Origin of the sequence: Cellulomonas xiejunii, assembly GCF_024508315.1 — a bacterium.
Taxonomy (GTDB): domain Bacteria; phylum Actinomycetota; class Actinomycetes; order Actinomycetales; family Cellulomonadaceae; genus Cellulomonas; species Cellulomonas xiejunii.
This window is the reverse complement of the sequence record NZ_CP101987.1, coordinates 392,649-418,376: the sequence shown is the minus strand read 5'-3', so window position 1 is coordinate 418,376 and position 25,728 is coordinate 392,649. Positions and strand designations below refer to the sequence as shown.

Sequence of the window (25,728 nt, the reverse complement as noted above, 5' to 3'; positions counted from 1 at the left end):
CTCGGTACGGACCTCCACTGTGCGCCCGGCGCCGCTTCCCGGAAAGCCGGGCGCTCTTGACCTCGAGCGCGCTCCAGGTTGCACGCTCGTCGTCATGGACATCACGCAGCGGGCGCCCTCGCCCGTCCTCGGGACCATGTACTTCGGCACCCGCGCCGACGAGGCGCTCTCGACCGACCTCCTCGACGCGTTCGTCGACCTCGGCGGCCGGTGGATCGACACGGCCAACTGCTACTCGTTCTGGGAGGACCCCTCGGGTGTCGGCGGGCAGAGCGAGAGCCTGCTCGGCCGGTGGTTCGCGGCGCGCCCGGGAGTCCGCGAGCGAGTGCGGCTCGCGACGAAGGTCCGCCACCAGCCGCTCGTCCCGCACGAGTGGCCCTCGTCCTCCGAGGGCCTGTCCGCCGACGCGATCGCCCGCGGGTTCGCGGCGTCCCTCGACCGGCTGGGCCTGGACGCGGTGGACCTGCTGTGGGCGCACGCGGAGGACCGCGATGTCCCTCTCGCCGAGACGGTCGAGGCGTTCGGCGCGCTCGTCACCGCGGGGCAGGTCGGCCGGCTGGGCGCGTCGAACCACGCGGCGTGGCGCGTCGAGCAGGCCCGTGCGATCGCCCGCGAGCGCGGCGCCGAGCCGTGGTCGGCGGTGCAGCTGCGCTACTCGTACGTCCGGCCGCGGCCGGGTGTGACCCTCCCGGAGGGCGGGCACGTGCACGCCGAGCGCGACCAGCTCGACCACGCACGCACGGAAGGGCTCGACGTGTGGGCCTACTCGCCGCTGCTCACGGGGGCGTACGTGCGCGACGACCGCCCGCTGTCGGAGGGCTACGACCACCCCGGGACGCACCGGCGGCTCGCGGTCCTCGCCGAGGTCGCCGACGGGCTCGGCGCGACGCGCAACCAGGTGGTGCTCGCCTGGCTGCTGGCGCAGGGGATCAGCCCGATCCTGGGCGTGAGCTCGCTCGACCAGCTGACCGAGGCCATGGCGGCGCGCGACCTCGCCCTGCCCGACGAGGTCCGGGCGTGCCTGGACGCCGCGGTCTGACGGGCGCTGCCACGATGGCTCCCATGACGGGGTACGCACCGGGTGAGGTCGCGCAGCGCACGGGCCTGTCCGTCGACACGCTGCGGTACTACGAGCGCGAGGGCCTGGTCGGCCCGATCGCCCGGTCGGCCGGCGGGCAGCGCCGGTACGACGACGACGACGTCGCGTGGATCGGCCTCGTCACCTGCCTGCGCGACGCGGGGCTGGGGATCGCGGAGCTGCGCCGGTTCACCGAGCTGCTGCGCACCGAGGCCGGCGCGGCGGACCGCGTCGCGTTCCTGCGGGCGCGCCGCGCGGAGCTCCAGGAGCAGGCGCAGCGGATCCTCGCCGCCGTTGCCGTGCTCGACGGCAAGATCGCGCACTACGCGCAGGAGTCGTAGCGCGCCTCCCGGCGCGACCACCAGGTCCCCGGGCCGGAGTCCCGCGTCCGACCCCCGAGACGGCTGTGGACGGGGGACTGCCTGACATCCGTGACAGGCCAGCGTCATGGACCTGCCGCGGCCTCCGCCGCGACGCCGGCAGGGCTCCGGGCGAGCACCACGCACCCGGCCACCGCCGCGACGACCGCGAGCGCGACCGGGACGGCCCACCCCGCACGGACGGTGTCACCGAGGACGGCGACGCCCACCACGCCGGGCACCAGCACCTCCACGACCGACGACAGGGCGGCCACGCCGCCCGCCGACCCCCGCTCGAGTGCTCGCAGGTACGCCAGCACGCCCACGCCCCCGCCCACCACGATCACGACCGTCAGCGGCTGCGCCACGGTGGCGAGCAGGTCGCCGGAGGCGTGCGCGCCGCGGGCCGCGACCGCCGCCCCGGAGTAGCCGAGCCCGGCCAGCAGCGCGAGCAGCAGCGCGCCGCCCCGCGCGTACACGACCACGAGCGCAGCGACCAGCACCCCCGAGGCGACGAGCATCCCCGCGGTGAACCCGGGCGGCGGCGTCACGGCCGGCTGCTCCCCGGACCCCAGCGCGACGACGACGAGCGCGGCGACCACCACGGCGACGGCCACGACGTCCCGCCGCCGCGTCGACGCACCGAGGACGAACCGCGCGAGGACCACCACCACGACCACCGACGACGCCTGGATCGCCTGCACCGCGAACAGCGGCAACCGGTCGAGCGCGACCAGGGACGCCAGCCACGCGACGCCGTCCAGGACCAGCGCGCCGAGCACCAGCGGCTGCCGCAGCGCCCCCGCCCCCGGGGACCGCCGCGCACCGACCGCCTCCAGCACGGTGCTCACGCCGTACCCGACGGCCGCAGCGACGGCCGCGACCAGCGCGAGCGTCACGCGCGCCCCTGCGGCCGCAGGAACGGGAACGCGAGCGTGTCCCGGATGGTGCCGCCCACGAGCGTCATGACGACGCGGTCGACCCCGATGCCCACTCCCCCCGTGGGCGGCATGCCGAACTCCAGCGCGTCGAGGAAGTCCTCGTCGACCTCCATGGCCTCGGGGTCGCCGGCCGCGGCGAGGACCGACTGCTCGGTGAGCCGCCGGCGCTGCTCGACCGGGTCGACCAGCTCGGAGTACGCCGTGCCGAGCTCGGCGCCGAAGGCCACGAGGTCCCAGCGCTCGGCGAGGCGCGGGTCGGCGCGGTGCGCGCGCGTGAGCGGCGAGGTCTCCACGGGGAAGTCGGTGTAGAAGGTCGGCGCGACGGTCTGCCCCTCGACGAGCCGGTCGTACAGCTCGGACACCAGCGCGCCGTGCGCCTCCGTCGGCTCCCACGCCACACCGAGGCTCCCGCACAGCGCCTGCAGCTCGCCCAGCGGCAGGTCCGGGGTGACCTCCCGGCCGACGGCCCGCGACACGGCCTCGTGCACGGTGACGACGGGCCACGGCCCGTCGAGCCGCACGACCTCACCGCCCGGCCGGTGCGCCACCGGCTCGCCGTGCACCGCGACGGCCGCCGCGACGATCAGCTCCCGCGTGAGCTCGCGCATCGTCGTGTAGTCGCCGTACGCCTCGTACGCCTCCATCGACGTGAACTCGGGGTTGTGCGTCGCGTCGACGCCCTCGTTGCGGAAGTTGCGGCCGAGCTCGAAGACCTTGCCCACGCCACCGACCATGAGGCGCTTGAGGAACAGCTCGGGCGCGATCCGCAGGTACAGGTCCAGGTCGTACGCGTTGATGTGGGTGGTGAACGGACGCGCGTTGGCGCCGCCGTGGACGCGCTGCAGGATCGGCGTCTCGACCTCGAGGAAGCCGCGGGCGACCAGCGAGCTGCGGATCGACCACACCGCGGTCGACCGGGCGCGTAACGCGGCCGCCGCGGCGTCGTGCAGCGCGAGGTCCATGTGCCGCAGCCGCACGCGGGCCTCCGCGTCGGCCAGGCCGCGCCGCTTGTCCGGCGGCGGCGTGAGCGCCTTGGCCGCCATGCGCCACGAGGACACGGCGACGCTGAGCTCACCGCTGCGGCTGCGCGTGAGGTGGCCGGTCACGCCGACGTGGTCCCCCAGGTCGACCGTGCGGCGCCACAGGTCGAGCCCGGCCGTGTCGGACGCCGTGAGCAGGGCCTGCACCTCGTCGGTCCCCTCCCGGAGCACCGCGAACACGACCCCGCCGAGGTCGCGCAGCCGCACGACGCGTCCGACGACCGACACCTCGGGACCGTCGAGCGGGACGCCGCGTGCCGCGCCGACCGTGTGCGTGCGCGGCACCGCGACGGGGTACGGGTCCATCCCTGCCGCGCGCAGGACGTCGAGCTTGGCATGGCGGACGCGCTGCTGCTGGGTCAACCGGCGCGGGGCGACCTTGACCGCGAGCAGCTCCTGCTCCTGCGCGACGGCGGCGGCGACGAACGCGGGGTCGTCGGCCTGGTGCACCGGCTCGCGCTCGGCACCGCTGAGCCGACGCAGCGGGGGCACGAAGCCCTCCGCCTGCCCGAGCGCGAGCACCACGCGCGTGAGGTGCCCCGCGCTCTCGTAGCAGAGCACCCGCGGCTGCCACTCCGGCAGGTACTTCTCGTTGGAGCGGTACAGCTGCTCGAGCTGCCAGAAGCGCGACGCGAGCAGCAGCACGCGCCGGTTGAGGCGCTGCACCGGGGTGGCACCGACGCGCTCGCCGAGCTGGAACGTCTCGCGGAACATCGCGAAGTTCATGGAGATCCGATCGACCCCGATGTCCCGCGACGCGTCGACCAGCCCGCTGACCATGAGCTCGGTGACGCCCGTGACCGCGTCAGGCGAGCGCCGCATGACGTCCAGCGACAGGCCGCGGCGCCCCCACGGGACGAAGGACAGCACCCCGCGCAGCCGGCCGTCCGCGTCGTGCGCGGTGACGACGACCTCGCGGGGGTCCACCGGTGAGCCGAACCGGTCGAGCGCCATCGAGTACCCGCGCTCCTCGCCGCGCCGCCAGCGGTCCGCCTCCGCGACGACCGCCGCCAGCTCGTCGGGCGGCACCTCCGCCTGCCGCCGGACCCGGACCTCGTACCCGGCGTGACGCCCCCGCTCGACCGCACGGCGCACGCCGCGCATGGCGGGCCGCATCAGGTCGAACGAGCGGGTGACGATCACGGCCTCGTCGCCCATCACGATCGGGTGCAGCCCGACCGCCCGGTAGACCCGCGCACCGACCTCGGTCGTCGACGTCACGGCGGGCACCCAGCCGTAGCGGCGCGCCGTCGCCAGCCACCGGGCGACGGCGTCCGGCCACGCGTCGGGGTCGCCGAGCGGGTCCCCGGCGGCGAGGCAGACGCTCGACACGACGCGGAACGACACGGCGGCCCGCCGGTCGGCCGAGAAGATGGTCGACCGGTCGTCCCGGGTCGCGAAGTACCCCAGGGAGTCGTCGGACGGGTGCTCCAGCAGCAGCCGCCGGACCTGCAGCCGGTCGTCGGCGGCGTCGGTCCCCACCGGCTGCCGCGAGCGCCCGAACAGCGCGAGCGCCAGCACCAGGCCGACCGCGGCGACGAACCCGCCGACGACGCCGACCCATGCGGGCACGCGCCCCACCGTGCCGGGGTTCAGCACCGAGCCGTACGCGCCGAACGCCTGCGCGAGCGCCCAGCGCAGCTGGTCCCCCACCGGCGGCAGCCCGCGACCGACCAGCCGCAGCAGCACGAACGACAGCAGCGCGCCGGCGGCGAGGAACCCCGCGACGACCAGGAGGGACCGCCACCAGGCGCCCGGCCGCACCCGCGCCGGGAACGCGGCCCGTGCGCTGACGAGGACGGGGACGGCGACCAGCGCCACCGCCCACGCGACGACGTCGCCCGCCGTCACCCCGAGGTCGGCGCGCCCCGCGGGGTCGACCACCCAGGCGAGCGCCGTCACCACTCCCACGACGGCCACGGGCGCCTGCCACACGAGCACGAGGAACCACAGCGCCACCCGCTGGTGCCGCACGAGGCCCGACGCGATCGTCGCGAGCAGCACCAGCGAGAAGAAACCGGGGTGGGAAGGCAGGTTGAGCACGGACAGCACGTCCCCGACCGTGCGCACCACGCCGGGCGCGAACGGCAGGAGGAGCAGGGCCACGACCTGCCAGGCGGTGAACGCCTGCACGACCCGGGCGGCGACCTTGGCGACCGTGTCGGCCCAGGGCCCCGCGACCACGGTGCCCGCAGGCGCACCGCGACGGCGGGCACCGACGTTGCCCGCCGGCGCGTCGGGCCTGGTCGGCACCGTGCGACTGCTCACGACGTGCTCCGTCCTGGGCGCGTCTGCCCCTGAGCGTCCCCCACCGACGCGGGCCCGCGATGCGCGACCGTCGTCCCCCTTCGCAGCGTAGGGACGGTGCTCGCCGCGCGCGCCCTGACAGCCCGTCGCCGAGGTCTCCCGGGCGGCTCACCCCCTCAGGGTGAGGACGTGGCGCGCACGCCGGGCCATCGTGACGTCAGTGGTACCACCGGTGCACCGCACGTCGACGAGGGGGCAGGCCGTGGACACGTCCGGGGACGGGGAGCGGGGATGACCGACCTGCTGCTGCGCGCTCTCGTCTTCCTCGCTGCCGCCGCCCTGGGCCTGCTGGCGGCGGCCGGCCTGGTCGACGGGGTCGAGGTCTCGACGTCGGGGTTCGTCGTGACCGTGGTCGTCTTCGCCCTCGCGCAGTCGGTGCTGTCCCCCGTCGTCATGAAGATGACCGATCGGTACGCGAAGGCGTTCCTCGGCGGCGTCGGGCTGCTCTCGACGTTCGTCGCCCTCGTCGTCGCGACCCTCGTCACCGACGGCCTGCGGATCCGGGGGGTCACGGCGTGGGTCCTCGCGACCCTCGTCGTGTGGCTCGTGACCGCGCTGGGCACGTTCCTCCTGCCCTTCGTCCTCCTGCGCGCCCGCCGCGACGACGAGCCCCCGACCGGCCGCCGTGGCGAGCGGGCACGCGGCGGGCGCCCGGGACGGCGGCCACGGGACGGGTAGGCGCGCCCCTCCTTGCGGGTGCCGTGCCGGTCGCGGACCGGTGCATAGTGTCGCCATGCCGCGCGAGCCCCAGCCCGTGACAACGACCGCCCCCGACCTGACGGGTCGCGCGATCACGCGGCAGTCGTGGCGGGACCTCACCTTCGTGCACTGGCGGGTCGCGCCCGACGTCGTCGCGCCCCTCCTGCCGGCCGGCACGCGACCGGACGTCCACGACGGGTCGAGCTGGGTCGGGCTCGTGCCGTTCCGCATGGTCGGCGTGGGCGCCGGGTTCGGGCCCGGCGTCCCGTGGCTCGGCACGTTCCCCGAGACGAACGTCCGGCTCTACTCGGTCGATGAGCAGGGACGCCGCGGCGTCGTCTTCCTGACGCTCGAGGCGTCCCGGTTGGCGTTCGTCCTCGGCACGCGGGCCGTGTTCGCACTGCCCTACACGTGGGCGCGGATGCGGGTGAGCGAGGCCGACGGCGTCCTGACGTACACGTCGCGACGCCGCTGGCCCGGGCCGCGGGACGCGACGACGCACGTCGCGGTGCGGCCGGGGGCGGCGCTCGCGCCCGGTGACGCCGTCGCCGAGTTCCTCACCGCGCGCTGGGGGCTGCACACGCGCGCGTTCGGCCGCACGCTGTACGTGCCCAACCGCCATGCGACGTGGCCGCTGCAGACCGCCGAGCTGCTGACCGTCGACGACCGCCTCGTCGCCGCCTGCGGGCTCCCGGGGACGGCGCTCCGACCACCGGCCTCGGTCCTGTTCTCGCGCGGGGTCCGCACGGACTTCGGCCCGCCCGTGGACGTCCGCACGCCGTTGCCCGGCTGACCGCGGAGGCCCCGAGCCGCGCCGTCGGCCCGCCGTGGGAGCATCGGGCCGTGCGTGTGACCGTGGTGCCGTACGACGACGATTGGCCGGCTGCCTTCCGACGCGTCGAGGCCGAGCTCGACGCGGCCCTCGCGTCCGTCGACGTGCGGTCGATCGAGCACGTCGGCAGCACCGCCGTCCCGGGCCTGCCGGCGAAGCCCGTCATCGACGTCGACGTGGTGGTCGACGCGGCGCAGCTGGCACCGGCGATCGCCGCCCTGGGCGCAGCGGGTTACACGTACACGGGTGAGCAGGGCATCCCCGGCCGGCACGCCGTCACGGCACCGGCGGGCGGCACCCCACGCCACGTGTACGTCTGCGTCGACGGCTGCCTGGCGCTCCGCAACCACCTGGCCGTGCGCCACGTGCTGCGCGCGGACCCGGCCCTGCGGGCGCAGTACGCCGCTGTGAAGCGTGCGCTGGCCGGGCGTGAGCTGACGTCGATGGACGAGTACGTCGCGGGCAAGACGGCCGTCCTGCGCACGGTGCTGAGCGCGGCGGGCATGACGACCGACGACCTGGACGCGGTCGCCGCGGTGAACTCGACGTCCGGTGCCGGTGTCGGATCGCTCGCCGGGCCGGTGCCCGTGGAGACCTCCGTGAACCTGCAGGTCCTGGGCCGGTCCCTCGCCGCCGTACGGCACGAGGCGGGCGGCGACGCCGTCGTGCTGTTCTGCCACGGGTTCCGTGGCGAGAAGTCGGGACCGAACCGGACCTTCGTGCGCGCCGCGCGCCGCCTCGCGCAGCGCGGCATCTCCTCGATCCGCTTCGACCAGTACGGGTCGGGCGACTCCGCAGGAGACTTCCTCGAGTCCCGCTTCACCGTCTGGGTGGACACGATCGCCGCGCTCGCACGGGAGCAGCGCGACCTGGGCCGTCGGGTGGCGCTGTTCGGTCAGAGCATGGGCGGCTCGGCCGTCCTCTGCGCCGCGGCACAGGTCCCCGTGGACGCGGTGGTCGCGTGGGTGCCGGACGCGAGCGTCGACGAGTTCTCCCCCGGGCCGCAGGGATTCGTCGAGGAGGGCGGCCAGCGGGTCGGCAACGCGTTCTGGCAGGAGGCGCACGACGCGGGTGTCCCCGACCGGTTCCGGACCGTGACGGCCCCGTGCCACCTCGTCTTCGGCACCGCCGACGCGTACGTCTCGACCCAGAACCGCGAGGCGCTGCTGGCGGAGGTGGGGCCCGACGACCGCGTCGACGTCTTCGACGGGTACCCGCACAGCGCGTGGACCTACGACCAGGCCGAGGACGTCATCGCCCGCAGCGTCGCGTTCCTCGTGGAGCACCTGGCGACCCCGGCACCCTGATCGACCCCGCCATGGTGGTCGCCCGGGCCGGACGTCGATCAGCAGGCGGCTGCGAACCGGGGTCGTACGCGCGCGGAGCGAGCCGGACGGCCGCACGCGGCCCGGCCGTGAGACCGACGTCCAGCGCCGCCAGCGCCCGCGCGACCTCCTCGGCGGCCAGCGACCCGTGCCGCTCGAGCCGCAGGTGGACGCGGCCGTGGGCCCGCTCCGCCCGGTGGAAGGCCAGGATCGTCGTCGAGACGGTCGTGTGACGCGGGAACCGGGCACGGGCCACCGCCTCGTCCCGGTGCTCCAGCAGCACGAGCACGCCACCGGCGAGCTCGGCCCGCAGGGCGTCGGCGCGCCAGTGCACCGGTGCGTCGCCCTCGCCCGTCACGTGCCGGGAGCGGTTCGCCGACGAGATGGCGAGCAGACCGGCGGTGTCCGACGCCGCCGCGAGGAACCGCTGCGACGGGCACGCGTCGCCCGGGACGATCACCTGGGCGGTCGTCACCGAGCCGTCCAGCGCGGTCAGGCCCGACGGCACGTGCGCGGCCGCGGGTCCACGGAACCCGAACGGGCCGAGGGCGCAGAAGACGTCGACGACGTCGGCCAGCAGACTCGGTGACACGCAGGCCGGCAGCGCCGACAGGTCGAACGCGCCCAGCACCTGCCCCGATGGTGCCGTCAGGCTGCCCGTCTGGTCGCGGGGCCGCCCCTTGAGCGCGTTGACCCGCTCGACCGCGTCGGCGCGGGCCGTCAGCGCGTAGATGTTCCCGAACCCGTGCGCGACGGGGACGCCGTCGGCGAGGAGCCTCGCCGCGTGGGCGACGTCGTCGGGGCGGTCGAGGACGAGACGGTCGTCGGCGGGCGTGCGGGCCTCCCGGGGCATGCTGGGAAGGACCGCGCAGGCACCTGCTGGATACCGATCGGCCTCGACGCCAGCCGGATCACCCGCCGGCCGCACCGCCTGGAGGCGCGCGATGATGCGAGGACACCTCACGCCCCGGTCCCGGTGACGCCCGGGCGTCAGGGCTACCGTCGGTCGCGTGGGCAGGGCCAACCATCTCGTCGAGGGCCTCTCCGGCACCGGGAAGTCATCCGTGTGCCGTGAGCTGACGCGACGCGGCTTCCAGGCGGTCGACGGCGACCGGGAGCTGGCCTACCCCGGCGACCCGGAGACCGGCGCGCCGCTGGCGGTCAGCGGCCGGGACGACCATGTCTGGGACGTCGCGAAGGTCCGCGCCCTCGTGGCCGACCAGCGCGAGGAGGTGACCTTCTTCTGCGGCGGCTCGCGGAACTTCCCCGCGTTCGTCGACGCCTTCGACACGGTGCTCGTCCTCGAGGTCGACCTCGCCACCCTGCACCGGCGCCTCGACGCGCGGCCGGACGAGCACTGGCGTGACGGGAGGCCGACCGACCGTGCCCTCGTCACGCGGTGGCACCGCACGAAGGAGACCGTCCCGGCCGGGGTCGCGATCGACGCCACGGCACCGCTCGACCAGGTCGTCGACGAGGTCCTCCGCCGGTGCGGCGTCGTCCCGCGGTCGGACGCGTCCTAGGCGACGCAGACCACGCCCGTGTTGCCGTCCTGGTCGGCGATCACGGTGAGCCCCGGCGCGCCGCTGTCGTCCACGACGGTCCCACCGGCGGCCACGGCGGCGGCGATCCGCTGCTCGGCGGCCTCCGGCGCCACGTACACCTCGACGTGGAACCGCTGACGCGGGCCGTCCTGCTCGTCCGCGTCCCCGAACCACAGGTTCGGCACCCGGCCGGTCGCGTCCCGGATCTCGTCGCTGGGCGACCCGCGGCCCTGGGAGTCGGGGTCCCCCATCAGCAGGGCGGCCCACACCGGGGCGATGGTCGCGGAGCGGGCCGTGTCGAGGCCGAGCTCGACGACGCTGACCGAGGCCGGGTCGGCGGTGAGCCCGTGCTCGGCAGCGATCTGCGTGATCCGCCGCGCGAGGTCGACGTCCTTCTGCGTCACCCACTCCACGACGTGCTCGGTGGCCCCGTCCCGGTAGACCGCGTCGGGGCTGACCAGCTTGAGGTCCACGTACCCCTTGCCGATCGAGACGCTCGGGTGGTGCCCGAGCGCGTCGCCCGGCTCGCCGAGCGCGGCGACGAACCGTGCGGCGGTGCCGAAGTCGTCGACGAGGTAGCGGGCGTGCAGGCCCTGGGCCAGCTTGCGCCAGTCGGTCAGCCCGGCCTGCGTGATCTCGTCGTCCGCCAGCATGTCCATGGTCGTGGCCCCCTGTGGTCCCGCTGCGGCGCTCGTGGTCGCCCGCCTGACGCTACGACCGCACGCCGCACCGGTCCAGGGCCGCCGTGGGGCAGATTGTCCCCATGGCCACCAGCCCTCCGCAGACCCTCCCGCCACCACCCGTCCCCGGCCGGGTGCCGGCTCGTGAACGCACCGTCCACGTCGTGACGCACCCCGAGGCGACCCACCACGTCGACGGGCTGGTCGGCGGGCAGTTCGACTCGGAGCTCACCCCGCGCGGGGAGGAGCACGCGGCGGCCGTCGCCCGGGCGCTGCGTGCCCGCATCGCCGCGTCGTCGTCGGCCGCCGTCGTGACGTCGGACCTGCGACGCGCGCACCGGACGGCCACCGTCGTCGGCGACGCGCTGGGCCTCCGCGCGGTCCCCGACGCGCGGTTGCGTGAGAAGTCGTACGGCGAGGCCGGCGGCCGACCGCAGTCCTGGCTCGACGCCCGCTTCGTGCCGCCGCCCGCGGTCGGCGACCGGCTGCGCCACCACGACGGCCTGCCGGCGACGGAGACCCGCCTCGACGTCGCCGTCCGCGCCTACGCGGCGATGACGGACGCGCTGACGCTCGACGTCGACGAGCTCGTCGTCGTGACCCACGGGTTCACCGCGTCCCTCGTCGTCGCGGCCTGGATCGGCATGCCCATCGAGTCCGCGGGCCACGTCGCGTTCCCCGTGCCGTCGGGGAGCATCACCACGCTGCGGGAGGACGGTTTCTTCCACAACCGAGCGGTCGTGACCGTCGGCGACGTCGCCCACCTGCAGGGGTGACGGCTCCGCACGTCTCGCGGCGTAGGTCCACCGGCCCGATGCACCCCGCGGCACGGACGCAGGGAATCCCGTGGCCGGCGCTGGTCCGCGAGGGGCATGCTCCTGCGCCATGACGCACACGGACACGACCACGCTGTGGCGCCCCACGGGGCCGCAGGAGCTCGCCCTGGTCGAGGCCGCCGGGTGGCGTGCGTGGCCGCCGCGTCTGCCGGACCAGTCGATCTTCTACCCGGTGCTCAACGAGGACTACGCCACCCGCATCGCCCGGGACTGGAACGTGAGGGCCAGCGGCGTCGGGTACGTGACGCGGTTCGAGGTGCGGACGTCGTTCCTCGACCGGTACGACGTCCAGCAGGCCGGCGGGCAGACGATCCTGGAGTACTGGATCCCCGCGGAGGACCTCGACGAGCTCAACCGGCACATCGTCGGGCGCATCGAGGTCGTCGCGGAGTACCGCTGACTCGCGCCGCGCCGACCCGAAGCGCATCGCGGTGCCCGTCCACCTCATGGGACGGCCCTCCCGCGAGACCGGGCCTGGCTCCTTCATCGATCGGGATGAGCGAGCCAGGGCCGGTCTCGCGACGCTCGCGCAGCGCGGGCGCCGCAGCCCACCCGGCATACCGGACGACAGCCGGTCCCGTCCGTGGGAGCGTGCGCGGATGACACGGCCCCGCGCCACGCTGCAGCTGCGCGCACTCACGCTCCAGGACGAGGGCGCCGCCCGGGCCGCGCACGACGAGCTGGCACGTGACGGGTGCGACTTCCTGCTCGGGGTGCGCCCCGGCGAGGGCTGGGACGCCTACCTGCGGCGCCTGGATGAGGTGCGCGTGGGCGTCGGCCTGCCGGACGGCTGGGTCCCGGCGACGTTCCTCGTCGGGGACGTCGACGGGGTGCTCGTCGGGCGGGTCTCGGTGCGGCACGCGCTGACCGAGGCGCTGACCGTCGTCGGCGGCCACATCGGCTACGCGGTGCTGCCTGCGCACCGTCGGCGCGGGTACGCCACCGCGATGCTGCGCGGGGCGCTGGCGGTCGCCCGCTCCGTGGGCGTCCGCGAGGCGCTGGTGACCTGCGACGACGGGAACACCGGGTCGGCGCGGACGATCGAGCGCTGCGGCGGCGTGCTGCAGGACGTGGCGCACGTCCCGGGCGACGACGTGGCCACGCGCCGCTACCGGGTGCCGACGACGTTCGAGGGGGAGGCGGCGCGCGCCACCTCCCCCTCGTGACGTGCGTCGGACGCACGTCGTCGCCCCCCGCCGGGGTCAGGCGGTGACGACGCGCAGCACGAGGACCGCGATGGACAGGACGAGCGGCACGAGCGGGGACGTGACGCCCTTGGTGTCGCGGACCCGCAGGTGGCCGATGACTGCGCCGACGAAGTAGAGGGTGAGGCCCACCGCGGCGGCGATGCCCAGGGGCGCGACCCACAGGCCGACGACGATGCCGACCGCGCCGGCGATCTCGAGGCCGGCGAGGACCGGGAGGCGACGCTCGGGGAAGCCGACCGTGCCGACGATGGACGAGACGACCTGCTCGTTCCTGCGCAGCTTCATCACCGCCGAGCTGGTGGCGACGAGGGCGAGCAGGACGGTGAGGACGACGAGCGCGATGAACATGGGGTTCCTTCGGTGAGGCTCTGTGCGGCGCGAGGGCAGCGGCAGCTGAGCGGAACGATCGCTCCGCGTCCCGTCAACCACACAAGTGGAGTGTTCATTCCACATAGGTAGACTGACGTGATGGCGATCCCCGCCCGCCCCCTGCGCGCCGACGCGGAACGCAACCGCCAGGCGATCATCTGCGCCGCCGGCTCGGTCCTCGCCGAGAAGGGGTGCGAGACGACCCTGGAGCAGATCGCCGAGGCGGCCGGCGTCGGGGTCGGCACCGTCTACCGGCGGTTCGCGTCGCTCGAGGCCCTCATGGCCGTGGTCCTCGAGGAGAAGATGCGCCGCTACGCCGAGCGCACCGAGCAGGCCGCCGAGCAGGCGCTCACCGCGCCCGGCGAGGCGTTCGACGACTACGTCATGTTCATGCTCGAGCAGCAGGCCACCGACGCCGCGTTCAGCGACGTCCTGCTCTCGCCCGGGGAGGGGACCGAGCTGTTCGTCGCCGAGAAGACCCGTGCCTTCCGCGCCTCTCTCGTGCTCGTCGCGCGCGCCAAGGACGCCGGTGCCGTCCGCGCCGACTTCGACTGCACCGACCTGCACCTGCTCCAGCACGCCGCACGCGGCCTGCTGCGCGGCACCCAGCGGTCGGCGCCCCTGGCCTGGAAGCGGTTCGGTGAGTACATGCTGCAGGCCTTCCGGCACGCCGGTGACGCACCGCTGACACCGCCGTCGCGGATCTGAACCAGGGTGGCGGCAGCGGGCGGGCGTGCTGGGGAGCGGTAGAGCTGCCGCGCCAACCCCTCGCAGGACGTCGCGGTGCTGGAGAAGCGGTGCTGGAGAAGCGGTGCTGGAGAAGCTGTTCCTGTCGCTCGCGTGAGCAGCGGGCCCGGGCGACGGGTCAGCGGCGGGCCACCCGTGCGCCCGCGGCCCAGCCGGGCGCCCGGTACCCGCGCGGCGGCTCGACGCCCCGCACCCCGGCCCGCTCCAGGAGCCACGACACCACCGAGTTCGACGTCCACATCTCCCCTACCGCAGCCTCGTCGCGACCCCAGGTGTACGCCGGGACGTCGGCGAGAAGGGCGAGCACGTCGGCCGGGAGCCGGAGCTCGTCGCCGACCTCCAAGACCCCCGGCGGCCGGCGGCCGGCGTCGACGACGCGCAGCTCGTAGCGGAACAGCGCGCACCACCCGAGCCACCGCGACCCCACCGGACCGCTCAGCACGACGCGTCGCGTCCCCCGCGTCCTGCCCCACGTGGGGCCCATGTCGACGTCCATCGCGACACCGTCGACCACCACCTCGAGCACCGCGTGGACGAGCGGCTGCGGCGCCCGCCCCTCCCGAGCGGCAACGAGGCGCTCCCACCAGGCGCTCGTGCGGCGCGCGACGTGACCGCCCGCACCGACGGTCGCCCACCTGACCCACGCCACGGCGTCCACGTCCACGTCCCCATCCCACCGCACCGGCGCCTCGACGGGCGCGACCACCGCCTCCGACCGTCAGCAGCACCTTGATCGCGCGTCGCTCGTCCATCGGCTCCCGACAGCATGTCCATGCTCGTCGAATCCGGACCCGCTCGACGCGTCTCGCGCGGGTTGCGCCCACCTCACGCGGGCGACGCGAGGGCGTCCCTGCGGTCGGGCGAGCCGCGCACCGGTTGACCCTCGACCGGGTGGAGGCCGCAGCGTGCGGCCGTGACCGTCGTCGAGGAACCCGCACCGGCCCTCCCGGTCAGCTACCTCTCGTGGCTGTCCGGCTTCACCGTCGGACGCCTCGGCGACGCCACCCTGGGCTTCGCGCTCGGCTGGGTCGCGGCCGGCATCGGCGGGACGACCGCGGCCCTCGTACTGACGCTCGGCGGCCTGCCCCGGCTGGTCCTGCTGCTGGTGGGCGGCGCGGTGGCCGACCGGGTCGGCGCACGACACCTGCTGATCGCCGGGGAGGCGGCGCTGCTCACCCTGACCTGCGGGCTGGCGGCGGCGCTCACGCGTTTCGGCAGCCCGGTCTGGCTGCTCATGGGCGCGGCGCTGACGCTCGGCACGGTCACCGCGTTCTGCCTGCCGGCGGCCGGGTCGATGCCGCGTCGCCTGGTCCCCGACGACCAGCTCCCCCGCGCGCTCGCCCTGCGCCAGGGCGTGAGCCAGATCGTGCTGCTGGCGTCCGCACCGCTGGGCGGACTCCTGGTCGGCAGCGTCGGTCTGGCCGTGGTCGCGTGCCTCGCGGCCGGGGCGTCGGGCGTCGCGCTGTCCGTCCTGGTCGCCCTCCGGGACCCGACCCGGCCGGTGCGCGCCGCCGGGACACCCGCGCCGCGCCTGGACCTGCTCGACGGCTTCCGGGTCGTCGCACGTGCTCCCGGTCTGCGGGCGGCGCTGCTGCTCACCGGCGCGGGCGCCGCGCTGCTGCTGCCGGTGCCGTCGCTCCTCGTGCCGCTGCTGGGCCGGGCGTCCGGCTGGGGTCCGGGGCAGACGGGCGCGGTCGCCGGCGCCGTGGGCGTCGGGGCGGTGAGCGCGGCGCTGCTCGCGACGCGACGCCGGGGGCCCACGTCCCGGGTCGGGACCGTCTCCGCCGCGGGCGGGCTCGCGCTCAGCGCGGCGGGGGTGCCGGTGCTCGCGGGCGGCGCGACCCTCGACGGCCCCGTCGCCATGGTCGTGACGGTGGTCGGTGGCACGGTCGCGGGGTTCGGGAGCGGTGCGTTCGCCGCACGGCTCGCGCCGATGGTCCTGGGCAGCGCACCCCGGACGCACCTCGCGCGGGTGCAGGCGCTCGTGGGTCTCGCCCAGCTGCTGCCCGTGCTGGCGACGACCACGGCCCTCGGTGCGCTGGCCGAGGTGACGTCACCGTCCTGGGCCCTCGGCGTCACGGCCGTCGGCCTCGCGGGGTGCGCGGCGTGGGCCCGCGTCCGCGTCGCCTCTTGACCCTCACGTCGGTCGAGGCCTCACAGTGGTCCCGTGCCCGACGACCTGCTCAGCATCGGCGCCCTCGCGCGGGCCAGCGGCCTGGCCGTCAGCGCCCTGCGGTACTACGACGCCGCCGGTGTGCTGCGGCCCGCCCACGTCGACCCCGCGACGGGGTACCGCTGGTACGGCTCCGCGCAGGTCCACGGCGCCAGGCTGGTCGCGAGCCTGCGCCAGGCGGGCCTCCCGGTGGCCGACCTGGTGGCCGTCCTCGCGGCGCCCGACCAGGCGGACGCCGTCCTCGCGCGCCACCGCCGCCGGCTGGAGGAGGACCTGGAGGTGGCGACCGCGCACCTCGACGCGGCCCAGGCGCTCCTGCGGCAGCCCGGCCGCTGCACGGTCGTCACCCGGGACCTCGTCACGGCGATCGCGGCCGTGCGCCACGCCGTCGGCCGCGACCCGCGGTGGCCAGGACTTGCAGGCGTCCTCCTGCACCTCGACGGGGCGACCCTGCGTCTCGTCGCGTGCGACCGCTTCCGCATCGCGGTCGCGACGGTGCCCGTGCGGCAGCCGTCGGGCGCACAGGCCCGCGTGGTCGCGCCGCTCGCCCTCCTCGAGGAGGTCGCGTCCGCGCGCCTGCCCGACGTCGGGTCGGTCACCCTGGCCCCGCGCCGGCTCGACGTCCTGGGGCACGTCGGCGAGCCGCTGCCCGCCGCGTACCCGGACTACGAGGCGCTGCTGCCCCCGGGCAGCTCGCAGCCCGCGACGACCGTCGCGTGGGACGAGCTCGCCGAGACGGTCGCGCGGGCGGACGACGTGGTCGTCGTGCGGCTCGACGGCCACACGGCGGAGTTCGCTGCGCCACGTCCGACGGACACGCTCGGCTACTCCCGGTCGTTCCTGCTCGACGCCGTCCGTGCCGCCCGGTCCGAGCACGTCGCCCTGGCGCGCGACCACGCGCGGTCCGCGCTGAGCGTCTCCCCCGCCGACCGCCCGCACGACGTCGGCCTCGTCATGCCCGTCCTGCTGCACCGCTGACGCGGTCCGGCGTCAGGCGGGCCGGAGGTTCCTGCGCGGCACGGTGGTCGAGTAGACGACGCTGGTGGTGATGCCGCCGAGCGTCGCGAGCTTGCCCGTGATGCGCTCGAGGTCGCTCATCGACCGGGCGATCACCTTGATGACGAAGCAGTCGTTGCCGGTCACGTGGTGGGCCTCGACGATCTCCGGAGTGGTGTCGACCAGGTCGTGGAACGGCCGGTAGTTGCCCGACGGGTAGGCCAGTCGCACGAAGGCCGCGATCGGGTAGCCGAGCGCCTCGGGGTCGACCGTCGCGGAGTACCCGGTGATGACGCCGGCGTCGGTGAGGCGGCGGACCCGGTCGGCCGTCGCGCTGGGCGACAGGTTGACCGCCCGGGCGAGGTCGGCGACGCTCATCCGGCCGTCGCGCTGCAGGTGCTCGATGACGCGGTGGTCGGTCGCGTCGAAGTCGAGGCGTGGGATCGACGGCACGAGCGGGAAACTACCAGCGGATCCCCGGTCGCGTCCCAGTTTCGCCGGGCATCGCCCCTGGTCGCGGCATGCTGCGCCGCGTTCGATGGAGGCCATGCAGACCTCCCTCACGGCCCGCGACTTCTTCGCCGCCAAGCTGACCTACGAGACCGACCCCGCGGACCTCGCCGCCGACCGTGCCGCCGGACGCAGCCCGGTGGTCGTGGACGTCCGGTCGGAGGCGGGGTGGCGGCAGGGCCGGATCCCCGGCGCCGTGCACGTCCCCGGCGCGGAGCTCTCCGACCGCGCCCACGAGGTCCTGCCGGACCGCGACGCCGACGTCGTCGTGTACTGCTGGGGCCCCGGGTGCAACGGCAGCACCTGGGGCGCGCTCGCGCTGGCCGAGCTCGGCTACACCCGCGTGCGCGAGCTCATCGGCGGGTACGAGTACTGGGTGCGCGAGGGCTTCGCGACCGTCTCCGACGACGGCCGCTCGCGCCGCGCACCGGACCCCCTCACGGCACCGTCCCGATGAGTGTGAAGCGTTGTTGCCGGATTCCGGCAACAACGCTTCACACTCTGATCGCTACGGCGGTCGGGGACGTCAGGCGACCGCGTGCTCAGAGCAGCTCGACGCGGTCGGCCTGCGGTCCGCGGTCGCTCTGCCGCACCTCGAAGCGGACGCGGTCACCCTCGTACAGCGCCTCGCCGCCCCGCACGACCGACACGTGCACGAACAGGTCGTCGCCGCCCGCGTCGGGGGTGATGAAGCCGAAGCCCCGGTCGGCGTCGTACCGCGCGACCACGCCCTGCCCGCCGCGCGCGGGGGCGCCCGACGACCGCGGGCCGGCGGACGACCGCGGCCGCTCCGTGCGGCCACGGCCCGGTGCCGCCGACGGGCCGCGTCGTGCCGCACCGCCGACGAGCCGCACGCCGCGCGCCTGCGGGCCGCGGTCGCTCTCGGCGACGCTGAACGTGATGCGGTCCCCCTCGGCGAGCGCGGTGGCCCCGACCAGCTCCTTGGCGTGGACGAAGACGTCCTCGCCACCGGTGTCGCGCGTGGCGAAGCCGAATCCCTTGTCCGCGTCGTAGAAGGTGATGGTGCCGTCCGCGCCGTCGGCCACCGCGGCCGCCGCACCGGCCGGAGCGGTCTGCGCCCCGAGCGGCAGCAGGTGCTCGGCCTGCGGACCCTTCTCGCCGGGGACGACCATGAACGCGACGCGCTGACCCTCGCGGACCACACCCCCGCCGACGATGGCCGAGCTGTGCACGAAGATCTCGCCGTCGCCGCTGTCGGGGGTGATGAAGCCGTAGCCCTTGCCCGGCTCGTACCAGGACACGGTGCCGAGCACGCCCAGGGGCGTGTCCGCGGCGTACTCGCCCGTGATCCGCACGCGGCGGGCCTGCGGGCCGCGGTCACCCTCGCCGAGCTCGTACTCGACCTCCTGGCCCTCGCGGAGCACCTTGCGGTTGTCGTCGCCGACGATCTCGGACGCGTGGACGAACAGGTCGTCGGCGTCGTCCCCGAGGTTGAGGAAGCCGAACCCACGCTCGGCGTCGAACCAACGGACAGTGGCCTGGGGCACGGTGAACTCCTCGTCGAAGCAGTGGTGTTGCGGCGTCCATTGTCCCCCCGACGCGACGTGGTTCGCGGTGCCCCGGGGGAGGACGGACCGGCATGCACGAGGGGGTCGCACGTCCGGACGGACGTGCGACCCCCGTGGGTGCGGCGACGGGGCTACGTCAGGCCGCGCTGCAGGTCGCGCTGAGGTTGCTCGAGCTGCCGCTGCCGAGGAACCCGGCGGTGGCGGTCGCTCCGGGTGCGAGCGAGCCGTTCCACGCGGCCGCGGTGATGGTGCTGCCCGAGGCCGTGCCGTTCCACGCCTGCGTGATGGTCGCGCCGGCGACCGTCACCTTCCAGCCGGTGATCGCGGCGGAGCCCGCCTTCACCGTCACGCTGGCCTGGTAGCCGCCCTGCCAGGAGCTCTGCACCGACACCGTCGCGGTGCAGGCACCGGTGCCCGGGTCCGGGACGGGGGTCGTCGGGGCGGGGGTCGTGGGGGCGGGGGTGGTCGGCGCGGGCGTCGTCGGCGCAGGCGTCGTCGGGGCAGGCGTCGTCGGGGCGGGCGTGGTCGGTGCGGGCGTCGTCGGGTTCGGGCCGGGGTCGCCACCGCCACCGAACTGGACGTCGCTGCACTGGTAGTAGGGCTGGTCGAGGTGGCTCGCCTGCCAGATGGTGAAGACCACGTGGTGGCCGGTGCGGTCGCGCGGGACGCTCACGTCGGTGACGTACGGGCTCGACGGGGAGTAGCGGCCCGTCGTCTTGATCAGCTCGAGGTCGGACCACGCCAGCGCCTTGGTCCGCGCGTCGTACCCCTGCTTGGTGACGTAGATCTTCAGGTAGTCCGCGCCGTGGTTCGACGGGTCGTGGACGGTGAGCCGGAAGTCGTACGGCTTGGCGGTCGTGCGCCAGGCGCCGGGCTTGTTGGCCGCCTCGTAGATCGGGTTGTCCGCGGAGCAGAGCTTGCCGTCCGGGATCGCCTGCTCGTGCCGCCCGCCGACGTTCTCCTTGAACATGCCGTTCCAGTTCCACATGGCGTTCGGGTTGGCGCGCCACGCGTCCCAGCACATCGGGTCCTGGGTCGCCATGGCCGGGTCGGTGTGGTTGCCCGACCAGCGGTCGTAGCACCCGTAGATGCGCGAGGGCGGGTCGGAGACGGCGCCGTGGGCCGATGCCGGCGCGGCGAGCAGGACGGAGCCCGCCAGCAGCGCGGCGCCGAGCGCGAGGGCACCGGCCGCCGCGACAGCACGGCGGACGGGTGAGAAGGGTGACATGGCGACCTCCGGGACGAAGTGCAGAGCCGTACGAGCACGATCGGCGGGGTGACGCGACCCGGCAACCGACGAAACGCTTGGGAGGTAGTCGTTAGGGTGGCGGCCGTGACGACGACGGCGCGGCAGGTGGCGGAACGGATCGACGCGCACGTGGGGGTGGCGCCGCGCACGACGACCGTCGACGGCTTCCTCGCCGGCGACCCGGACACCGTCGTCCAGGGCGTCGCGGTGACGATCATGGCGACGTTCGACGTGCTGCAGCGCGCCGCGGCGCAGGGCCTGAACCTCGTCATCACGCACGAGCCGCTGTACTTCGACCACCACGGCAAGTCCGACGCGGTCCTCGCCGCGGAGGGTGACCCGGTGTACGCGGCGAAGGCCGCGTTCGTCGCCGAGCACGGGCTCGTCGTCCTGCACCAGCACGACGCCTGGCACGACCGCGAGCCGGACGGCATCCTGACCGGCATCGCGCGGGCCCTCGGCTGGCTCGACGCGGAGCGGGCGGGCGACCCCGGCGTCTACGACCTGCCCGCCACGACCCTCGGCGAGCTGGCCGCCCACGTGGCGCGCTCCCTCGACGCCCGCGCGCTGCGCTACGTCGGCGACCCCGCCGCGCCCGTCTCGACCGTCGGCATGCAGCCGGGGTTCCAGGGCTTCGAGTACAACCGCCACCTGCTCGCCCGGCCGGACGTCGACGTCATCATCATCGGCGAGGGCCACGAGTGGGAGACGGGCGAGTACGCGGCCGACGCGGTCACGGCAGGCGTCTGCGCGGGCGTCGTCGTCGTCGGGCACACGCCGTCCGAGCAGGAGGGCATGGCCGAGTACGCCCGCTGGCTGACGGACCTCGTGCCCGAGGTCCCGGTCGAGCTCGTCGTCGCGGACGACCACTACCGGACCGTTACGCCCTAGCAGGGACCGCTCATGACGACGTTCCCCGGCGTGCGGCCCGAGCAGCAGGCGGCGGTCGAGCGGTGGTTCCCCGGCGCCACCCTCGTCGCCGACCACAGCTGGGACGTGCCCGGACGGTCCGTGCTCCGGCTGCGCCACGAGGGACGCGACGTCGTCGTGAAGGCGGGGCGGCCGGACGACCACCACATGGCCCGTGAGACGTGGGCGCACCGCGAGGTCGTCGCGCCGCTGGCGGAGCAGGGGCTGGCACCTCGGCTGCTGCACGCCGACCCCGGGCTCCAGCTGCTCGCGACGGCCTTCCTGCCCGGCGTGCTCGTCGAGGGGACGCCTGCCGAGCACGAGCCGGACGTCTACCGGCAGGCAGGCCGCATCCTGGCCCTGCTGCACGCGGTGGGCACCCAGGAGCCCGGCGACCACGAGCAGCGCACGGACGCACGGACGCTGGCATGGCTGGACGGCGAGCACCGCATCGCCCCCGAGGTGGCCGAGCGCGTGCGAGCCGAGCTCGCGCACCCCGTGCCCCCGCGTCCGCTCGTCCCGACGCACGGCGACTGGCAGCCCCGCAACTGGCTCGTCGACGAGCACGGGCGGGTGTCCGTCATCGACTTCGGCCGGGCGGCCTGGCGGCCGGCCGCGACCGACCTCGGACGGCTGCACGCCCAGCAGTTCCGAGGCCGCCCCGACCTCGAGGCGGCCTTCCTCGACGGGTACGGCACGGACCCGCGCGAGCCGCGGTCGTGGCAGCGGGACCTGCTGCGCGAGGCCGTCGGGACGGCGGCGTGGGCGTACCTGGTCGGCGACGAGGCGTTCGAGCAGCAGGGGCACCGGATGATCGCGGACGCGCTCGCGGGCCTTCCCTGAGCGTCCGGGCCCCGAACCGTCCGGGCGAAGCACGCGACCGGCAGCGTGGTGCCCCTTGGTGGGGGCCCGCGTGCGGGACGCGGCACACCGTCGCAGGATGGCCTGCACGGGAGCCGGCCCCCGACAGGACGGGAGTGACCATGCCCAAGACGACGAAGAGCGGGAAGCCGAAGCACGACGAGCTGCCCGGCACGCTGCAGCGGTCGGGCGCGAAGGCCCAGCGCACGTTCGCCAAGGCGCACGACTCGGCGGCCGAGGAGTACGACGACGCCGAGCGGGCCCACCGGGTCGCCTACTCGGCGCTCAAGCACACGCACGAGAAGGTCGGCGACCACTGGGAGCCGAAGGACGAGAACGGCCCCTCGGACCCCCAGGCCGAGGGCGGGCGTGGCACGTCGCGGACGACGGCCGAGGGGGTCGACGCCAACGCCTCCAAGAGCCACCTGTACGACATCGCCAAGCGCCTGGACATCGCGGGCCGCTCGTCGATGGACAAGGACGCGCTCGTCGAGGCGATCAAGAAGGAGAACCGACGCCGCAGCCGATGATGCGACGTGGATCATGGGCGCATGCCGGACCGTCCTGCGCCCAGCCTGACCCTTGACCCTGACACCGTGTGAGGCCGTCCGATGGTCCATGACATGTTGAGCATCGGGCAGATCGCGCAGGGCACGGGCGTGTCACGCCGCATGCTGCGCCACTGGGAGACGCTGGGGCTGATCGAGCCTGCCCGCGTCGACGAGTCGACGGGGTACCGCCGCTACGCGCAGAGCCAGATCGGGCGGGTGCGGGCGGTGACGTCGCTGCGGGCACTGGGGTTCGGGCTGGAGGCGATCGTCGAGCTCCTCGACGCAGGCCTGACCGAGACCCGCCTCGTGGCGCTCCTGCAGGCCCGTGAGCGCGAGCTCGCGGAGCAGGTCGACGAGGCATCGGCACGTCTCGCGGAGGTGCGCTCGCGCCTCGCGTCCGTCGAGAAGGGAAACCGCACAGTCATGGACACTCTTCGACTCGCCCCGTTGCCGGCCCTCCGGCTGTCCGCCGTCCGCACGACCGTGCTCGACGAGACCGAGATCCCGCGTGCTGCCGGCGAAGCCGTGGCACGACTCCGGGAGCACCTGCGCTCCCAGGGCGTCGAGGACGCCGCGCTCGTCCTCACGTTCGACGGCACGGCCGACGACGTCATCGTGGTCACGGCCGGTGTCGAGACGGACGCCCAGGGACGCGAGCTCGACGTGGTCGAGGTCCCCGCCGTGCCTGAGGGCGTCTCCGTGACGTTCGACCAGGCGCCCGCCCTCCTCTCGGACGCCTGGGCCGCTGTGGACGCCGAGCTGGCGGACCGGCGCCTGCGCACGACCGGCGTGCACCGCCAGCTCGTCGCGTCGGGCGGCGCCTTGACGCTCCAGGCCGAGGTCCGCGCGCTCGCAGCCGAAGCCGGGCCCGGAGGAAGCTGAGCGCGGGAGCGCGTCCCCTGTCTCGGCGGTGACCGTCGTCCGGCCGGTCCGCTACCCGTGACCGGGGCGGCGTCGTCACACCAGGGCGACGCGGATCTCCGCGAGGCGCAGCAGGAAGGCCTTCTCGTCGAGCTTCTTGCGCCGGAGCCACGTCGTGACCTCCGCGTTGCACTTGCTCGCGTTGCACGATGCGCACGCGGGGACCACGTTGCCCACCGTGTACCGGCCTCCGCGCGAGATCGGGAGCACGCAGTCGCGCTGCAACGGGCGACCGGTCGCGCCGCAGTAGGCGCACCCGCCCCACGCGGCCTGGACGGCCTGCCACTGCGCGTCGGTCAGGTCGTTGTCGACCAGCCCGAGCCGACGCCTGCGACGCCGGGCGTAGCGGCCCTGCCGGGTGGAGGGGGTCATGGGCGACAGCGTAGGAGCGGCGCCCCCGAGCTCAGGCGTGGCGCACCGGACGGCGCGACGAGGCGGGCGGCCCCCGCCGGACAGCCCGCGATCACCCTGGTGCGCCATCCGGGACGAACTGCCATGCTCCAGACATCCGCGGTTCCGGTGACTCGAAGGAGCGTCCCGTGCGCAGCTCCCACCGCCCCACCCTCGCAGCCCTCCTCTCCCTCGTCACGAGCGCGCTCGTGGCGGTCCTCGTCGCCACCGCGCCCGCCGCCGGTGTGGCGCCGACGCCGGGCGCGACGCCGACGTGGCCGGGGCCCGTGCCGTCGCCGTGCCCGTCGCGGTCACCCGTCCCGGCGCCCGAGCCCACGTCCAGCGCCGGGCCGGTGCCCCTCTCGACGCCCGTGGCATGTCTCCCGCTCGGCACGTCGACGCTGGGCGGTCGCGTCACCGACGAGGGCGGCACGCCGGCGCAGGGCGTGACGGTCCGCGTGCGGAGCACCGTCACCGGTGAGGCGACGGCGTCCACCGACGGGGACGGCTGGTGGGCGGTCGGCAGCCTGCCCGGCGGGTCGTACCGGGTGTCGTTCGACGCCTGGCAGCAGGGCTTCGTCTCCGAGTGGTGGGACGACGCGCCGGACTCCGTGACCGCCACGGTGGTGACGCTGGCCGAGGGCGAGTCGGTGCGCGACCTGCAGACCCGGCTGGCGCGCACGGCGACGCTGAGCGGGCGCGTCGTCGCGCCGGGCGGCACGGTGCCCACCGGGACGAGCGTCATGGTCGACGACGCGACCGGGAGCGGGACCTACGGGTACTCGCCTGTCGGGGCCGACGGCACCTACCAGGTGGACGGGCTGGACCCCGGCTCGTACGTCATCCGGGTCGTCCCGGGAGCCGGCAGCTCCTGGGGCCCCACCTACTACCCGGACGCGCGCGGGCCGGCGACGGCGACGCCCGTCGCGGTGGCCGCGGGCCAGCGGCTCGACGGCCTCGACGTGACGCTGCAGACCAGCGTGGGCATCACCGGCACCGTCACCCTGCCGTCCGGTACCGACCCGTCCCAGGTCCGGGTCGTCGCGACGCCCCTGGACGACCCGCGGCTGTGGGTCCGCGCGGCCGGCGTCGCCGCCGACGGCACGTACCGCGTGACCGACGTGTTCCCGGGGTCGTACACCGTGCGCGTCGAGGACGCGGGTGCGAACCCGCCGATCACGACGCGGTACTACCCCGACTCGCCGACGGCCGACGGCGCACGGCCGGTCGTCGTCGTCGACGGGGCCGACACGACCGGCATCGACATCACCGCGGTGGCCGCCTCCCGCGTCACGGGTGTCGTCACGGGGGCGTCGGGACCCCTGCAGTGGGTCGAGGTCATGCTGGAGCCCGTCCGCGGGGGCGCCGGGGTCGGGCCCACGTTCACGGACGCGCAGGGCGCCTTCTCGTTCGCCGGGCTGCCCGCCGGCGAGTACCGGGTCCGGTTCACGGTGCCGACGGACGGACGCAACCGCACCCTGTACTTCCGCGCGCCGTCCGGCACGGTCTCGCAGGTGCGCGCCGCGAGCGTCGTGAAGGTCGGCAGCGGCGCCACGGTCGAGGTCCGGGCACGGGTCAAGGGCCGCAGCTGACCCGCACCGCCCACCCTCCGGGACGACGCGCTCGCGAGACCGGGCCTGGCTCGATCATCCGGCGTCGGGACGTCGCCAGGTC

General features: G+C 75.1%; 28 protein-coding genes. 18 read left to right on the top strand and 10 right to left on the bottom strand.

The window, feature by feature from the left end; translation table 11 throughout:
• The first annotated feature begins 94 nt into the window (after window positions 1–94).
• Window positions 95–1,039 carry an aldo/keto reductase gene (locus tag NP048_RS02015; RefSeq protein ID WP_227577829.1) on the top strand — a complete coding sequence of 315 codons (945 nt, stop codon included), beginning with the start codon at window positions 95–97 and terminating at the stop codon, window positions 1,037–1,039.
• Window positions 1,040–1,062: 23 nt separating this feature from the next.
• Window positions 1,063–1,419, top strand: a complete 357-nt coding sequence (locus NP048_RS02010; RefSeq protein WP_227577828.1) for a MerR family transcriptional regulator — start codon at window positions 1,063–1,065, stop codon at window positions 1,417–1,419.
• Between the two features lie 104 nt (window positions 1,420–1,523).
• On the opposite strand, the gene NP048_RS02005 is transcribed toward NP048_RS02010, so the two are convergent.
• On the bottom strand, window positions 1,524–2,336 hold the full coding sequence (locus tag NP048_RS02005) for a hypothetical protein (RefSeq protein WP_227577827.1): 813 nt from the start codon (window positions 2,334–2,336) through the stop codon (window positions 1,524–1,526).
• Window positions 2,333–5,686 (bottom strand): bifunctional lysylphosphatidylglycerol synthetase/lysine--tRNA ligase LysX, encoded by a 3,354-nt coding sequence (lysX, locus tag NP048_RS02000; RefSeq protein ID WP_227577826.1) that lies wholly within the window; start codon window positions 5,684–5,686, stop codon window positions 2,333–2,335. Before lysX ends, NP048_RS02005 begins: the two co-directional genes overlap by 4 nt.
• A 270-nt stretch (window positions 5,687–5,956) precedes the next feature.
• Between lysX and NP048_RS01995 the strand changes: the two genes are divergently transcribed.
• The 3 genes from NP048_RS01995 to NP048_RS01985 are packed head-to-tail and all read left to right on the top strand — an operon-like array spanning window position 5,957 to window position 8,563.
• Window positions 5,957–6,403 carry a phage holin family protein gene (locus NP048_RS01995; protein WP_227577825.1) on the top strand — a complete coding sequence of 149 codons (447 nt, stop codon included), beginning with the start codon at window positions 5,957–5,959 and terminating at the stop codon, window positions 6,401–6,403.
• 55 nt (window positions 6,404–6,458) lie between these two features.
• Window positions 6,459–7,217 carry a YqjF family protein gene (locus tag NP048_RS01990; RefSeq protein WP_227577824.1) on the top strand — a complete coding sequence of 253 codons (759 nt, stop codon included), beginning with the start codon at window positions 6,459–6,461 and terminating at the stop codon, window positions 7,215–7,217.
• A 50-nt stretch (window positions 7,218–7,267) separates the two neighbouring features.
• A complete protein-coding gene (locus tag NP048_RS01985) occupies window positions 7,268–8,563 on the top strand; it encodes an alpha/beta fold hydrolase (protein ID WP_227577823.1) in 1,296 nt (431 codons plus the stop codon).
• Here the strand turns inward: NP048_RS01985 and NP048_RS01980 are convergent.
• A complete protein-coding gene (locus tag NP048_RS01980; protein ID WP_227577822.1) occupies window positions 8,508–9,434 on the bottom strand; it encodes a hypothetical protein in 927 nt (308 codons plus the stop codon). The two genes, NP048_RS01985 and NP048_RS01980, sit on opposite strands and share 56 nt — an antisense overlap.
• A 157-nt stretch (window positions 9,435–9,591) precedes the next feature.
• Between NP048_RS01980 and NP048_RS01975 the strand changes: the two genes are divergently transcribed.
• Entirely contained in the window at window positions 9,592–10,104 is a 513-nt protein-coding gene (locus tag NP048_RS01975) for an AAA family ATPase (RefSeq protein WP_227577821.1), read from the top strand.
• Here NP048_RS01975 and NP048_RS01970 read toward each other — a convergent pair.
• Window positions 10,101–10,784 (bottom strand): 4a-hydroxytetrahydrobiopterin dehydratase, encoded by a 684-nt coding sequence (locus NP048_RS01970; RefSeq protein ID WP_227577820.1) that lies wholly within the window; start codon window positions 10,782–10,784, stop codon window positions 10,101–10,103. The two genes, NP048_RS01975 and NP048_RS01970, sit on opposite strands and share 4 nt — an antisense overlap.
• 104 nt (window positions 10,785–10,888) lie before the next feature.
• Here NP048_RS01970 and NP048_RS01965 point away from each other — a divergent pair, with 104 nt between their 5' ends.
• From NP048_RS01965 to NP048_RS01955, 3 genes are all read left to right on the top strand, one after another.
• On the top strand, window positions 10,889–11,581 hold the full coding sequence (locus NP048_RS01965) for a histidine phosphatase family protein (protein WP_227577819.1): 693 nt from the start codon (window positions 10,889–10,891) through the stop codon (window positions 11,579–11,581).
• A gap of 109 nt (window positions 11,582–11,690) precedes the next feature.
• Window positions 11,691–12,041, top strand: coding sequence for a hypothetical protein (locus NP048_RS01960; protein WP_227577818.1), 351 nt, complete (start codon window positions 11,691–11,693; stop codon window positions 12,039–12,041).
• 199 nt (window positions 12,042–12,240) lie between these two features.
• Entirely contained in the window at window positions 12,241–12,807 is a 567-nt protein-coding gene (locus NP048_RS01955; protein WP_227577817.1) for a GNAT family N-acetyltransferase, read from the top strand.
• A 36-nt stretch (window positions 12,808–12,843) separates the two neighbouring features.
• On the opposite strand, the gene NP048_RS01950 is transcribed toward NP048_RS01955, so the two are convergent.
• Window positions 12,844–13,197 carry a DoxX family protein gene (locus NP048_RS01950; protein WP_227577816.1) on the bottom strand — a complete coding sequence of 118 codons (354 nt, stop codon included), beginning with the start codon at window positions 13,195–13,197 and terminating at the stop codon, window positions 12,844–12,846.
• Between the two features lie 120 nt (window positions 13,198–13,317).
• Here NP048_RS01950 and NP048_RS01945 point away from each other — a divergent pair, with 120 nt between their 5' ends.
• On the top strand, window positions 13,318–13,926 hold the full coding sequence (locus NP048_RS01945) for a TetR/AcrR family transcriptional regulator (RefSeq protein ID WP_227577815.1): 609 nt from the start codon (window positions 13,318–13,320) through the stop codon (window positions 13,924–13,926).
• 157 nt (window positions 13,927–14,083) lie between these two features.
• Here the strand turns inward: NP048_RS01945 and NP048_RS01940 are convergent, their stop codons facing one another.
• On the bottom strand, window positions 14,084–14,629 hold the full coding sequence (locus NP048_RS01940; protein WP_227577814.1) for a hypothetical protein: 546 nt from the start codon (window positions 14,627–14,629) through the stop codon (window positions 14,084–14,086).
• Between the two features lie 249 nt (window positions 14,630–14,878).
• On the opposite strand from NP048_RS01940, the gene NP048_RS01935 reads away from it, so the two are divergent.
• Both NP048_RS01935 and NP048_RS01930 read left to right on the top strand, forming a co-directional pair.
• A complete protein-coding gene (locus tag NP048_RS01935) occupies window positions 14,879–16,099 on the top strand; it encodes an MFS transporter (protein ID WP_227577813.1) in 1,221 nt (406 codons plus the stop codon).
• Between the two features lie 33 nt (window positions 16,100–16,132).
• Window positions 16,133–17,116, top strand: a complete 984-nt coding sequence (locus NP048_RS01930) for a DNA polymerase III subunit beta family protein (RefSeq protein WP_227577812.1) — start codon at window positions 16,133–16,135, stop codon at window positions 17,114–17,116.
• Between the two features lie 12 nt (window positions 17,117–17,128).
• On the opposite strand, the gene NP048_RS01925 is transcribed toward NP048_RS01930, so the two are convergent.
• Window positions 17,129–17,683, bottom strand: coding sequence for an Lrp/AsnC family transcriptional regulator (locus NP048_RS01925; RefSeq protein WP_256769407.1), 555 nt, complete (start codon window positions 17,681–17,683; stop codon window positions 17,129–17,131).
• Here NP048_RS01925 and NP048_RS01920 point away from each other — a divergent pair.
• On the top strand, window positions 17,673–18,101 hold the full coding sequence (locus NP048_RS01920) for a rhodanese-like domain-containing protein (protein ID WP_227577810.1): 429 nt from the start codon (window positions 17,673–17,675) through the stop codon (window positions 18,099–18,101). The two genes, NP048_RS01925 and NP048_RS01920, sit on opposite strands and share 11 nt — an antisense overlap.
• 85 nt (window positions 18,102–18,186) lie before the next feature.
• Here NP048_RS01920 and NP048_RS19295 read toward each other — a convergent pair whose 3' ends face one another.
• Window positions 18,187–19,152 (bottom strand): cold-shock protein, encoded by a 966-nt coding sequence (locus NP048_RS19295; RefSeq protein ID WP_284439719.1) that lies wholly within the window; start codon window positions 19,150–19,152, stop codon window positions 18,187–18,189.
• 157 nt (window positions 19,153–19,309) lie between these two features.
• On the bottom strand, window positions 19,310–20,401 hold the full coding sequence (locus tag NP048_RS01900) for a lytic polysaccharide monooxygenase auxiliary activity family 9 protein (protein WP_227577809.1): 1,092 nt from the start codon (window positions 20,399–20,401) through the stop codon (window positions 19,310–19,312).
• A 105-nt stretch (window positions 20,402–20,506) separates the two neighbouring features.
• On the opposite strand from NP048_RS01900, the gene NP048_RS01895 reads away from it, so the two are divergent.
• The 4 genes from NP048_RS01895 to NP048_RS01880 all read left to right on the top strand — a co-directional run bounded on the left by NP048_RS01895 (window position 20,507) and on the right by NP048_RS01880 (window position 23,625).
• Window positions 20,507–21,313 (top strand): Nif3-like dinuclear metal center hexameric protein, encoded by an 807-nt coding sequence (locus tag NP048_RS01895; protein ID WP_227577808.1) that lies wholly within the window; start codon window positions 20,507–20,509, stop codon window positions 21,311–21,313.
• Between the two features lie 12 nt (window positions 21,314–21,325).
• Window positions 21,326–22,174, top strand: a complete 849-nt coding sequence (locus NP048_RS01890; protein ID WP_227577807.1) for a phosphotransferase enzyme family protein — start codon at window positions 21,326–21,328, stop codon at window positions 22,172–22,174.
• 140 nt (window positions 22,175–22,314) lie between these two features.
• On the top strand, window positions 22,315–22,722 hold the full coding sequence (locus NP048_RS01885) for a ChaB family protein (protein ID WP_227577806.1): 408 nt from the start codon (window positions 22,315–22,317) through the stop codon (window positions 22,720–22,722).
• Window positions 22,723–22,815: 93 nt separating this feature from the next.
• The gene (locus NP048_RS01880) at window positions 22,816–23,625 is read left to right on the top strand and encodes a MerR family transcriptional regulator (RefSeq protein WP_227577805.1); all 810 of its coding nucleotides are present in this window, start codon (window positions 22,816–22,818) and stop codon (window positions 23,623–23,625) included.
• A gap of 75 nt (window positions 23,626–23,700) precedes the next feature.
• Here the strand turns inward: NP048_RS01880 and NP048_RS01875 are convergent, their stop codons facing one another.
• A complete protein-coding gene (locus NP048_RS01875; protein WP_227577804.1) occupies window positions 23,701–24,036 on the bottom strand; it encodes an HNH endonuclease in 336 nt (111 codons plus the stop codon).
• Between the two features lie 389 nt (window positions 24,037–24,425).
• Between NP048_RS01875 and NP048_RS01870 the strand changes: the two genes are divergently transcribed.
• On the top strand, window positions 24,426–25,646 hold the full coding sequence (locus tag NP048_RS01870; protein WP_256769405.1) for a carboxypeptidase-like regulatory domain-containing protein: 1,221 nt from the start codon (window positions 24,426–24,428) through the stop codon (window positions 25,644–25,646).
• Window positions 25,647–25,728 lie beyond the last annotated feature (82 nt).

Bases quoted from the DNA above. Each gene is read 5' to 3' on its own strand.
- NP048_RS01880 (WP_227577805.1), top strand. From the start codon at position 22,816: ATGTTGAGCATCGGGCAGATCGCGCAGGGCACGGGCGTGTCACGCCGC.
- NP048_RS01900 (WP_227577809.1), bottom strand. From the start codon at position 20,401: ATGTCACCCTTCTCACCCGTCCGCCGTGCTGTCGCGGCGGCCGGTGCC.
- NP048_RS01885 (WP_227577806.1), top strand. From the start codon at position 22,315: ATGCCCAAGACGACGAAGAGCGGGAAGCCGAAGCACGACGAGCTGCCC.
- NP048_RS02015 (WP_227577829.1), top strand. From the start codon at position 95: ATGGACATCACGCAGCGGGCGCCCTCGCCCGTCCTCGGGACCATGTAC.
- NP048_RS01950 (WP_227577816.1), bottom strand. From the start codon at position 13,197: ATGTTCATCGCGCTCGTCGTCCTCACCGTCCTGCTCGCCCTCGTCGCC.
- NP048_RS01875 (WP_227577804.1), bottom strand. From the start codon at position 24,036: ATGACCCCCTCCACCCGGCAGGGCCGCTACGCCCGGCGTCGCAGGCGT.
- NP048_RS01965 (WP_227577819.1), top strand. From the start codon at position 10,889: ATGGCCACCAGCCCTCCGCAGACCCTCCCGCCACCACCCGTCCCCGGC.
- NP048_RS01920 (WP_227577810.1), top strand. From the start codon at position 17,673: ATGGAGGCCATGCAGACCTCCCTCACGGCCCGCGACTTCTTCGCCGCC.
- NP048_RS01955 (WP_227577817.1), top strand. From the start codon at position 12,241: ATGACACGGCCCCGCGCCACGCTGCAGCTGCGCGCACTCACGCTCCAG.
- NP048_RS01970 (WP_227577820.1), bottom strand. From the start codon at position 10,784: ATGGACATGCTGGCGGACGACGAGATCACGCAGGCCGGGCTGACCGAC.
- NP048_RS01890 (WP_227577807.1), top strand. From the start codon at position 21,326: ATGACGACGTTCCCCGGCGTGCGGCCCGAGCAGCAGGCGGCGGTCGAG.
- NP048_RS01980 (WP_227577822.1), bottom strand. From the start codon at position 9,434: ATGCCCCGGGAGGCCCGCACGCCCGCCGACGACCGTCTCGTCCTCGAC.
- NP048_RS01990 (WP_227577824.1), top strand. From the start codon at position 6,459: ATGCCGCGCGAGCCCCAGCCCGTGACAACGACCGCCCCCGACCTGACG.
- NP048_RS01995 (WP_227577825.1), top strand. From the start codon at position 5,957: ATGACCGACCTGCTGCTGCGCGCTCTCGTCTTCCTCGCTGCCGCCGCC.
- NP048_RS02010 (WP_227577828.1), top strand. From the start codon at position 1,063: ATGACGGGGTACGCACCGGGTGAGGTCGCGCAGCGCACGGGCCTGTCC.
- NP048_RS01945 (WP_227577815.1), top strand. From the start codon at position 13,318: ATGGCGATCCCCGCCCGCCCCCTGCGCGCCGACGCGGAACGCAACCGC.
- NP048_RS01925 (WP_256769407.1), bottom strand. From the start codon at position 17,683: ATGGCCTCCATCGAACGCGGCGCAGCATGCCGCGACCAGGGGCGATGC.
- NP048_RS01960 (WP_227577818.1), top strand. From the start codon at position 11,691: ATGACGCACACGGACACGACCACGCTGTGGCGCCCCACGGGGCCGCAG.